Annotated in this window: 9 protein-coding genes; 4 read left to right on the top strand and 5 right to left on the bottom strand. The window is 49.3% G+C overall.

Annotation, left to right across the window (positions count from 1 at the left end; translation table 11 throughout):
• Nucleotides 1–32: 32 nt before the first annotated feature.
• From ispE to A3751_RS03310, 3 genes are read right to left on the bottom strand one after another with little or no spacing between them, the layout of a single operon-like run.
• On the bottom strand, nt 33–956 hold the full coding sequence (gene ispE / locus A3751_RS03320) for a 4-(cytidine 5'-diphospho)-2-C-methyl-D-erythritol kinase (protein ID WP_068452036.1): 924 nt from the start codon (nt 954–956) through the stop codon (nt 33–35).
• Complete coding sequence (gene lolB / locus A3751_RS03315; protein ID WP_068452033.1) at nt 941–1,558, bottom strand: lipoprotein insertase outer membrane protein LolB; 618 nt, start codon at nt 1,556–1,558, stop codon at nt 941–943. The genes ispE and lolB overlap by 16 nt, the downstream gene beginning before the upstream one ends.
• Nucleotides 1,559–1,560: 2 nt before the next feature.
• Nucleotides 1,561–3,405: a tetratricopeptide repeat protein gene (locus A3751_RS03310; protein WP_068452029.1), complete on the bottom strand. Its 1,845-nt coding sequence runs from the start codon at nt 3,403–3,405 to the stop codon at nt 1,561–1,563.
• Nucleotides 3,406–3,572: 167 nt separating this feature from the next.
• Between A3751_RS03310 and hemA the strand changes: the two genes are divergently transcribed.
• From hemA to moeB, 4 genes are all read left to right on the top strand, one after another.
• Nucleotides 3,573–4,832 (top strand): glutamyl-tRNA reductase, encoded by a 1,260-nt coding sequence (gene hemA, locus A3751_RS03305; protein WP_068452026.1) that lies wholly within the window; start codon nt 3,573–3,575, stop codon nt 4,830–4,832.
• 71 nt (nt 4,833–4,903) lie between these two features.
• Nucleotides 4,904–5,989, top strand: a complete 1,086-nt coding sequence (prfA, locus tag A3751_RS03300; protein ID WP_068452023.1) for a peptide chain release factor 1 — start codon at nt 4,904–4,906, stop codon at nt 5,987–5,989.
• Nucleotides 5,990–6,009: 20 nt separating this feature from the next.
• The gene (gene prmC, locus A3751_RS03295) at nt 6,010–6,867 is read left to right on the top strand and encodes a peptide chain release factor N(5)-glutamine methyltransferase (RefSeq protein ID WP_068452020.1); all 858 of its coding nucleotides are present in this window, start codon (nt 6,010–6,012) and stop codon (nt 6,865–6,867) included.
• A 21-nt stretch (nt 6,868–6,888) separates the two neighbouring features.
• A complete protein-coding gene (gene moeB / locus A3751_RS03290) occupies nt 6,889–7,650 on the top strand; it encodes a molybdopterin-synthase adenylyltransferase MoeB (RefSeq protein WP_068452017.1) in 762 nt (253 codons plus the stop codon).
• Between the two features lie 78 nt (nt 7,651–7,728).
• Here moeB and A3751_RS03285 read toward each other — a convergent pair whose 3' ends face one another.
• Entirely contained in the window at nt 7,729–9,126 is a 1,398-nt protein-coding gene (locus tag A3751_RS03285; RefSeq protein WP_068452014.1) for a PhoH family protein, read from the bottom strand.
• Between the two features lie 68 nt (nt 9,127–9,194).
• On the bottom strand, nt 9,195–9,774 hold a 580-nt coding region (locus A3751_RS03280), incomplete at its 5' end, for an HPP family protein (RefSeq protein ID WP_231876834.1).

Here is a 9,774-nt window from a genome sequence, read left to right as displayed (position 1 = left end):
AAGCCATTACTATAGCTCAAATTGTTGAGCTTTCATTTCGAGGGATTCGTTGCGAACCTCTCAGCTTCACTTAGCCTTTTTATTGCAGGAGAGAGTGAGACTCCCTTGGCTATAAAGCCTTTGAATTTAGGATTAGCTTCATTCAAAACCTGTCTTGCTTCTGCTTCTGAAGACAGAGCGCAAAAACAACATGCTCCGGTTCCCGTCATCTTGGCTTGGCCGAATTGGCTTAACCAATCTAAAGCTGACTGAATTTCGGGGTAGAGTTTCGCAACGAGCGGTTCACAATCATTGTGAAGCCTGTCGAGCGCTTGCCCCTCCAAAGCGGGCGCTATTTTCATCTTTGGGGTGTCTCTTGTCAACAGTTCATTTGAAAAAATTTGAGCGGTGCTGACGTGTACTTTTGGGCTAAGTACGACGTACCACAAAGAGGGGGTTTTTAGATCATGAAGTTGCTCTCCAACGCCTTCCGCAAATGCGGTTTTACCGTTAATAAAGACGGGAACGTCCGCACCTAATTGCAAGCCGAGTGTGCTTAGTTCATTCCGGCTCAGGCTGCAGTCCCAAAGTAAATTTAGTCCAAGCAGGGTAGATGCGGCATCGGAACTTCCGCCACCAACACCACCACCCATTGGGAGTCTTTTAGCGAGCGTGATGCGAGCGCCATATTTTCGTTTGTTAAAAGGCTTTAGTAAGTGCGCGGCTTTGTAGATTAAGTTCTCTTCTTGCGGCAGATTAGGGATTGCAGGGAGTACTGTTATTTGGTTGTCGGTGGTCCGCTCAAACTGGAGTGTATCGCCGAAGTTGAGTATTTGAAATGCTGTCTGCAATTCATGGTAGCCGTCTTCCCTTCTTCCGGTAATGTGCAGAAAAAGATTGAGTTTTGCCGGCGCTGGTAATTCTAGCGTTAGCGGTATGTTGGAGAGTCGGTTCTCGTTTCTTAAAGTATCGACCATTGACTGACCGCTAGTGTGATTCGTGTGCCATCGCGATTAATTTTTATTCTGCTGGGTAAAGGTAGGCCATTTACGTCGTGGTATCGGTCCAGTTCAATCATCCATTGATCTTGGGTAATTGAAGACACAAGCCCCCGCTCATCTTTGACCTCTATTGCGGATGACTGGGGTGCGGGTACTCCTTTTATCCAGTAGCGAATTCTTTGAACAGGAAGAGGCATCCCAAGCAATTGCTCTAGCGCTTCATTAGGGTAGGGCGATTGGATTGGCTCTTCTCCGCTCTCGTTAATCTCAATCCAGGTGGGCGTGCCTAGAATATTGACTGAACCGAGTCCAAGAAAAGTAGAGCTGAGTTGAATGTCGTATTGATCTGCCGTCTGTTTCCAGGTGTTGATAGCAACGCTAAAGGCTTCGTCCGTATTTCGAAAGCCGAGCTTTCCGGAGAGCTGAAAGTCTTCAATTTGATAGAGTTTTTCTCGAAGAACCTTGGGGCTTTCGTCGCCGGAATATTCAATAAAATTGGATGCGCAGCCGCTCGTAATGCTTAATGCTACGATGAGAGCAGCCGTAATGATAGGGCATCCAAAACTTCTAGTCGCCACGATTATTCTTCCGCCTGGTTGGTCTCTTGCGCATCTGAAGCTGGGGCAGAGTCAGTTGCCTCAGTATTCTCATCGTTCGGCTCTGCCGTGTCATTAAGGTCTTCAAGCATCTCTGGAGCAAGTCGTTCTAACGTTGCGCGAAGCACAGGATGGTCTGGTTGCTGGCGCAGGCTGTTGTTCCAAACTTTTTTGGCTTCCTCGGTTTTGCCTTCAACCCATAGTACTTCGCCTAGATGTGCACCGACTTCTCCATCGGGGTAGTTGATGTAAGCTTTACTTAAAAGCGCGAGTGCTTCTTCGTTCTTGCCGAGCTTAAACAGTGCCCAGCCCATGCTGTCCATGATCGCTGGGTTATCAGGGCGAAGCGCGAGCGCCAGCGTGATGAGCTGCAGGGCTTCTTCAAGGCGATCTGTTTTGTCTGCGAGGGTATATCCAAGCGCATTTAGCGCAACGGCGTTTCTTGGATTCTTGGTGATGATTTTTCGCAGGTCTTGCTCCATCAGCTCGATTTCGCCGGTACCGTCATAATGCATCGCTCTCGCATACAAAAGGGACTCATCTTCTGGGAATTGGGTTAGTGCTTGGTTTAGCCCATCAAGCGCCATATCAGTCTTGTCAAAGGTGTTTAGAAGTTGATACTGAATCAACCACAGCTTTTGAGCATTTCTGGGTTGATCTTGTCGTAATAGGGCAAGTCGTTCTAATGCTTCATCCATTCGCTCTTGCTTGCTGAGCAGGTATACATAGCGCTCGATCGCGGTATTGTAGTGCGAACTTGGGGCTACATTCTGGTACTGCGTAATGGCTTCTTCAGGTTGATCTTGTTGCTCCGCGATTCTCCCAAGGTAATAGTAAGCGTCGCTGCTGTGGGTAGGGGAGGCGGTTAGCTCTTCAAAGGCGCTCTTTGCATCTTCCACTTTCTTATTTTCAAGCATTAGAAGGGCGTGTGACAGCGTTAGGCTTGCTGAGTCGGGGTAGTATTCAAGAAGGGTCGCGAAAACGCCTTCGGCTGCTTGCGTGTCGCCCTTTTCAATAAGAAGGCTAGCGTAAAGTCTGCCGAGCGCGTTGTTTTCGGGGAATTGGTTAAAGCTTTGTTCCGCATAGGCGAGCGCTTCGTCTTTTTTTCCTAGCTCGCTAAGGCAGTTCGCCTTCACGATAAACGCTTGTTGAAATTCAGGCTGCGCATCAATAACTTGTTCAAGTTGTTCTATCGCAATGTCGCACTGCTTCAAATTTCGGTGGACGAGCGCAAGGCTATATCGAACCTCCCAGCTGTCGGGAAACTGCTCAAGCAGTTGCGTGTACAGTTCAAGCAGCTCCTGTTTTTCTTCTTCGCTGGCCTGAGCTGAGCTGATGGCGAGCGCTTCAACGCTGGTCTTGCCGCCTAGCTCGAGAATCTTAGCAATTTGATCGATAGCTTCGGGGAATGCGCGGTCGACAGAGTATTGATATGCCAAGATTTGGTGTGCGGAGATGTTGTCGGGTTCTTCTTCTAGCCAAATAAGCGTGAGTTCTTTGATGGCTTCGGAGTCTTTGGCAATCTGTGCAGCATTAATGGCTCTGAGTATGACAGCTGGATCTCGCGTCATTTGCGCCTGATGAATGTAGTTCACCAGAGTAATATCAAACTGATCTCGTTGTGAGGCAATCTCCGCTACGAGAAGGTCATAAAGCGTGTCTTGCTCAATCGAAAAATCCGCATATTCAATGTCGTTCTCTTCGCTTTTGGGGGCGGATTCAGCGTCAACGGATGTGGCGCTTGATTTGTTCAGAAGGCTTGCACAACCCGATGCGAGTAAAATGTGTAAAACAAGCACGAAACGCAAAGTAAAACGGAGTAGTTTCAAAGGAAATCTCTTACAATAGGTTTTCGATGTCTAAATGACGGTTAGCTCGGTATCATGACACACGGCGGTTTGCTGTCAACTTCATGCCCGATACAATGCGTAATTCGCGTAGCATATTTGGCAAGCTCTTTGTAAAATAGCGATTTAATTCTCAATTTCGGATCTCAATGTCAATCCTTGCCTTTGGCATCAATCATAAAACAGCCTCGGTAGACTTCAGGGAACAGGTCGCATTTGATGCGGATAACCTGGCGAGTTCTCTGCGGGCGCTTGTTTCGCAGCCCAAGGTGAGTGAGGGTGTGATTTTATCAACCTGCAATCGCACCGAGATTTATTGTCATACGCAAGCGGATTTTCATGCGCCAGACATGGTGCGTTGGTTGTCGGAACATCATGCAATTCCAGCCTCAGAGATCGATGGTGTTAGTTTTTGCCTAAAGGATGATCTTGCCGTGCGGCATGTTATGCGGGTCGCGGCGGGGCTTGAGTCTCTTGTTTTGGGCGAGCCGCAGATTCTTGGCCAGCTTAAGTCTGCGTATGCCAGTGCGCTAGAAGTCGGATCGGTCACTGGTCGTCTAGGGCGTCTGTTTGAGATGAGTTTTTCGACAGCGAAGCAGGTGAGAACGGATACGGCAATTGGCGAAAGTGCCGTGTCGGTCGCAGCGACTTCGGTTGCACTTGCTCGGCAGTTGTTTGGTAAGCTTGATCAAAGTAATGCCTTGCTGATAGGGGCGGGTAAAACGACGGAGCTGGTGGCCAAACATCTTCAGCAGGCCGGGATAAAGAACATTACAGTGGCTAACCGGACGTTGGCGCGAGCTCAGGATCTAGCGGAAGACGTGGGTGGCCATGCAGCATTGCTGGGAGATATCCCGGATTTGTTGGTCGAGGCAGATATTGTGATTTCCTCGACGGCGAGCCCGTTGCCTATTCTGGGTAAGGGGGCAGTAGAGCGCGCCTTGAAACTGCGTAAGCATCGCCCCTTTTTTATGGTAGACATTGCCGTTCCCAGAGATATTGAGCCCCAAGTCGCTGACTTAGCAGATGTGTACCTTTATACCGTTGATGACTTGAGTGACGTGATTGACGAGAACAAGCGCGCACGCGAGCAAGCGGCTCAGGAGGCGGAGGCCATTATCGAGAGCGGCGTGTCACGTTTTTTGAGCGATATGCGTGTCTCCAATGCGGGCGAGGGGCTGCGACGTTTTAGAGCGCATGCCGAAACGATCCGTCAGACAGAATTGGAAAAAGCGCTTTCATCGTTGCAACAAGGAAGCGATCCGGAGCAGGTGATTCGTGTGTTATCGCGTGGCTTGACTCAAAAATTGCTTCACGAACCTACGGTTTCTGTGCGAGATGATGCTGCCGCTGGTAAGCCCGAAACCGCAAACTTGTTACTCAACCTTTTTAAGCTGGATGGCCCTTAGCTCGCACGATTTCGCCCTAGCGATGTGCGGTGCTAAACTCTCCCCGATTTTATTTGAGCGAATATTTAAATATGAAAGAATCATTGTTGCTTCGGCTTGATGAAATAACCGATCGCTATGAGGAGCTTGGTGCACTTTTGAGTGATCCTAGCGTGATCTCAGATCAAAACAAGTTCCGAGACTACTCAAAGGAATACTCGGAGTTGGAGCCGGTTGTTCAGTGCTATGGCCGATATCGACAGGCGCAGGATGACATTGAAGAAGCGAAAGCGCTTATGTCCGATGGCGATGCCGATATGCGTGAAATGGCGCAAGAGGAGTTGTCGGCTGCGCAAGAAAACCTGGTCGGCCTGACGGACGAGTTGCAGGTACTTTTACTGCCAAAAGATCCAAACGATGGTAACAACGTGTTTCTTGAAATTAGAGCTGGCACAGGTGGTGATGAGGCGGCGATTTTTTCTGGGGACCTTTTTCGCATGTACTCTCGTTATGCAGAGCAAAGACGTTGGAAAATGGAAGTCGTCAGCGAAAGCTTGGGTGAGCATGGCGGATACAAGGAGATTATTACTCGCGTGATTGGCGATGGTGTATTTGGTGCGCTGAAATTTGAATCTGGAGCGCATCGAGTGCAGCGCGTACCAGAGACAGAATCGCAGGGCCGCATTCATACGTCTGCGTGTACGGTTGCCGTTATGCCTGAGATTGAGTCAGTGGATGATGTGGAAATCAATAAGGCTGATCTTCGGATTGATACGTTTCGTGCCTCTGGTGCGGGTGGTCAGCACGTCAACAAAACAGATTCTGCAATTCGTATTACCCACTTGCCAACCGGTGTTGTCGTTGAGTGTCAGGACGAGCGATCGCAACACAAGAACAAGGCAAAGGCGATGACCTTGCTTGCATCTAAACTGTTAAGTGCTGAGCAAGAAGCCGCAGCGGCCGAGCAATCCAGCCAGCGTAAGAGCTTGGTGGGTAGTGGTGATCGTTCTGAGCGTATTCGAACCTATAACTATCCGCAAGGGCGTGTCACCGATCATCGCATCAATTTAACCTTGTACAAGTTGGCAGAGGTCATGGAGGGTGATCTTGGGGTGATTATTGATCCTCTGTTGCAGGAGCATCAGGCTGAACTGCTCGCGAGTATTAACGAGGGCTAGCGCTCTTGTTGTGTACTGTCATGTCGCTAACCATTGCTGATGCCTTAGGTTATAGTGCAGATCTAGTGAGTGAGGCGCCCGACGTCGATGTGCGTGAGCTTCTTTGTGCAGTGCTTGAGGTTGACTCTACGTATTTGCGAACTTGGCCAGAGAGAATGTTATCCGATGCTCAGGCGCACCGATTCTATCAATTGATAGAGCAGCGTAAGTTGGGCACACCCGTCGCGCACCTGGTTGGTTCGAGAGGCTTTTGGTCGCTCGACCTGGAAGTATCACCGGATACTTTGATTCCTCGACCCGACACAGAGTGTTTAGTTGAATTCATTCTCAACAGCTTCGATCGTAACCCAATACGAATGCTTGATCTGGGAACAGGAACAGGAGCCATCGCGCTAGCTGTCGCCGTTGAGCGGCCTCTTTGGGCAGTGGTGGCAACGGATGTTTCTGAAAACATTGTAGAGCTGGCGAAAAGAAATGCGCAAAAGCACGATGTTCATAATGTGCACTTCTCTGTTGGCTCATGGTTTTCTGCGCTGCAAAAGCCGTCGTCAAATAACTCTAGTCAACGCTTTGGTCTCATCGTCAGTAATCCTCCCTATATCGATGCGCAAGATCATCACCTAGATCAGGGTGATGTGCGTTTTGAGCCAAAATCGGCGCTGGTGGCTGAAGACCATGGCTTTGCCGATTTAGTCCATATTGCTAACGAAGCGAAAGCATATCTTACATCGGGCGGCACCTTATGTTTGGAACACGGGTTTGAGCAGGGTGCACGTTTGCGAGAGTTGCTTGAGGGGCTTGGCTATGACCAGTTACAAACACACAAAGACTATGGTGGTAATGACCGGTTCACCTCGGCACGTTTTCAAAGGTATTGAAATCAAAGTGAAGAGCGGACAATGAATAAGCAAGGCACCCTAAATGATGACGCGCTTTTACGCTACAGCCGGCAATTGATGCTGCCCGGCTTTGACGTCGCTGGCCAATTACGGCTTACGAATGCGCATGCGCTGATCATTGGCGCTGGTGGTTTGGGCTCTCCGGCGGCGCTTTATTTAGCGGCAGCCGGTCTCGGTAAAATGACGCTGGTTGATGACGATGTTGTCGAGCTGAGCAATCTTCAGCGACAGATCGCGCATCAAGAGAGCTCGCTCGGCCAGAGTAAGGTTAAATCTGCGAAGAGCAGTATCACGGCGATTAACCCGCAGTGTCTGGTTGATGCGTTGTCGGAGCGCTTTGACGAAGAGGGGTGGCAAGAGCGTTTTACAGATTTTGATGTGGTTCTTGATTGTAGTGATAACTTTGATACTCGTTTTGCAGTGAATCGCTTGTGTGTTGCTTCGGGCGTTCCGCTGGTCTCTGGTGCAGCAATTCGTATGGAAGGGCAGTTGGCGGTTTACGATCCGCGAGACGCTAAGTCACCCTGTTATCGGTGTTTATACTCTGAAGATGGCGAGGATGACCTCAACTGTTCTACAACGGGAGTGCTTGCCCCGTTGGTTGGTGTGATCGGTTCGATGCAGGCGCTTGAAGCGATAAAGTTGATCGCGGGCTTCGGGGAGCCAAGTGCAGGGAAGCTCTTGGTTTATGATGCGCTTTCGATGTCTTGGCGACGTTTGAACTTGCCTAAAAACCCTGCGTGTCCGGTTTGTTCAAGGTAATCTCATGCACGAAGAAGGGGTTGAGAAAGGCTCTGGCCTGCTCAACCCCTTCTTTCTCAACCTCTATCTCCTGTGTGCTCAATCGTGGAAGTTGGATGCGACGTAATCGGCCAAACGAGAGCGCTCTACGCTCTTGAGTGTGATGTGCGCGTAGTGCTCCCAATTGCGCATGCGGTCAATGGCGTAGCTGAAGCCGCTGGTTGATGCGCTTAAGTAGGGCGTATCGATTTGCTTCAGGTTGCCTATTGCAACAACTTTGGTGCCTGGTCCCGCTCGTGAGATTAGGCCAAGCATTTGGGCTGCCGTTAGGTTTTGTGCCTCGTCAATTAAGAAGAACTTGCCTGAAAAGCTTCGGCCGCGCATAAAGCTCGAGCTTTTTATTTTTACGCGGTTCTTCAAAAACTCAAGGCCGGATTTTCGCTCAAAGTCGTTGCCTTCAGGGCTTGCGCTGAGAGTTTCTAGGGCGTCGGTAATCGCGCCCATCCACGGTTCTATTTTTGCCTCTTCCTCACCAGGTAAAAAGCCGATATCTTCGCCCATTGGAACCGTGGCGCGAGTGACAATAATCTCATCGTAGAATTTATCTTCGTAGCAAAGCTGCAGCGCCGCGGCCAGTGTTAGTAGGGTTTTACCAGTACCGGCATCGCCCGCAATAGTGACAAAATCGATCTCAGGATCGGTCAAAATGGAGAGGGCATAGTTCTGCTCTTTATTTCGCGCTTGTATGCCCCAGCAATGATATTGCTGTTCAAAATCCGGAAGTATCTCAATCGATGCGGTGGAGCCTTCGATCTTTCTGAGGATGCCGCGAAAGTTTTGTTGGCTCGTCGAGTCTGAATAAATGTGCGTGTTAATTGGCCAGTTGCCAATCCAAGGGGCCGTAACATGGTAAATAATGATAGTGCCGACATCTGGTGAGTCTTCTCGGTCTATCTGGATATCGACACCCGTGGCTTCCCACATGTCATCCGTAATTTCTATCTGCCCGCCAAACAGTGTTTCGTCACCAACATTGGCAACCTGATCGTTTCGATAATCTTCGGAGACAATGCCCAAAACAATGGCTTTGATGCGCATGTTGATGTCTTTGGTGACGAGAACAACGGAGATATCCTGGCTTGCAAATTTTTCTTTTAGTTCTTGAGTGACCTGAATGATTTCGTTGTCGGCGACGGTTTGTCGTTCTTTTTCAAAGGTTTGAAAAACCAACTTCCCGCCGCCATCAAGCGCAATCCCCTCATTGAGCTTGTCGATGTCCGCTCTTGAGAGTATCTCATCGAGGTAGCGGTGCGCTTGGCGCGCATTGCGGGCGGTATCGCGTTGACCGCGTTTGTGGGAGTCGAGCTCTTCAAGAACTCTAAGAGGGATAAATACAGTTTGCTCTTCGAACTTAAATATTGACTCAGGCTCGTGTAAAAGAACATTGGTATCAAGTACGTAGACTTTGTTATCGCTTTTGTTGTTGCTTATAACCATCTTTAAATCCTGCTGAGTAGGTTAATAGTTTAAACGTCGCGTCCCTCCCGCTCTTTTGCGCGCACTTTTTAGCTAAGTTGCTCAACAATGATCTTGAGTAGATCATAGGTGGTAATTATTCCGCTGACTTCATCGCCATTTTTGACGAATACTCTGTGCAAGTGTTCGTTCATCATGAGTTCGGCAACGTCTTTTACGGCGGTGTTTTCCTGAACAGAAACAAGACTAGGTGTCATGATGTCGCCGACTTCAACAGGCATGCTCGCTAGGCCTTCAAAAATCATCATGCGTAGACGACGAACTTCTTGCTGCTCTTCTTCGCTCATCTCGCCCTCATATTGCGAGCTTGAGGCGTCAAAATGGAACTCAGCAATATCTTTCAGCGTGGCAATGCCGACTATCTGGCCGTCTTCGTTGGCGACTGGGCTGCCGATAATGTCATTATCACTGAGGAATTTTTTGAAGCGCTCCATCGTCCAGCTTTGCGGAACCGATTTCACGTTCGGTGTCATGATGTCCTTGGCGGTTAGGCTGTTATTTGTCACGGTCTCGCGGCCTTGTAGTGTTAACCTAATGAATATCCATTGCTGATTGCAGTCATTTAAAGCGCGTACACTTGGTGATAGGGCTTTGGCATTGCTGCCGGCC

The organism is Oleiphilus sp. HI0080 (assembly GCF_001635135.1).
This window is presented reverse-complemented; position numbering and strand designations above follow the sequence as displayed.

Coding starts and splice junctions, on each gene's coding strand:
- prmC (WP_068452020.1), top strand. CDS start 6,010: ATGTCGCTAACCATTGCTGATGCCTTAGGTTATAGTGCAGATCTAGTG.
- ispE (WP_068452036.1), bottom strand. CDS start 956: ATGGTCGATACTTTAAGAAACGAGAACCGACTCTCCAACATACCGCTA.
- moeB (WP_068452017.1), top strand. CDS start 6,889: ATGAATAAGCAAGGCACCCTAAATGATGACGCGCTTTTACGCTACAGC.
- hemA (WP_068452026.1), top strand. CDS start 3,573: ATGTCAATCCTTGCCTTTGGCATCAATCATAAAACAGCCTCGGTAGAC.
- A3751_RS03285 (WP_068452014.1), bottom strand. CDS start 9,126: ATGGTTATAAGCAACAACAAAAGCGATAACAAAGTCTACGTACTTGAT.
- prfA (WP_068452023.1), top strand. CDS start 4,904: ATGAAAGAATCATTGTTGCTTCGGCTTGATGAAATAACCGATCGCTAT.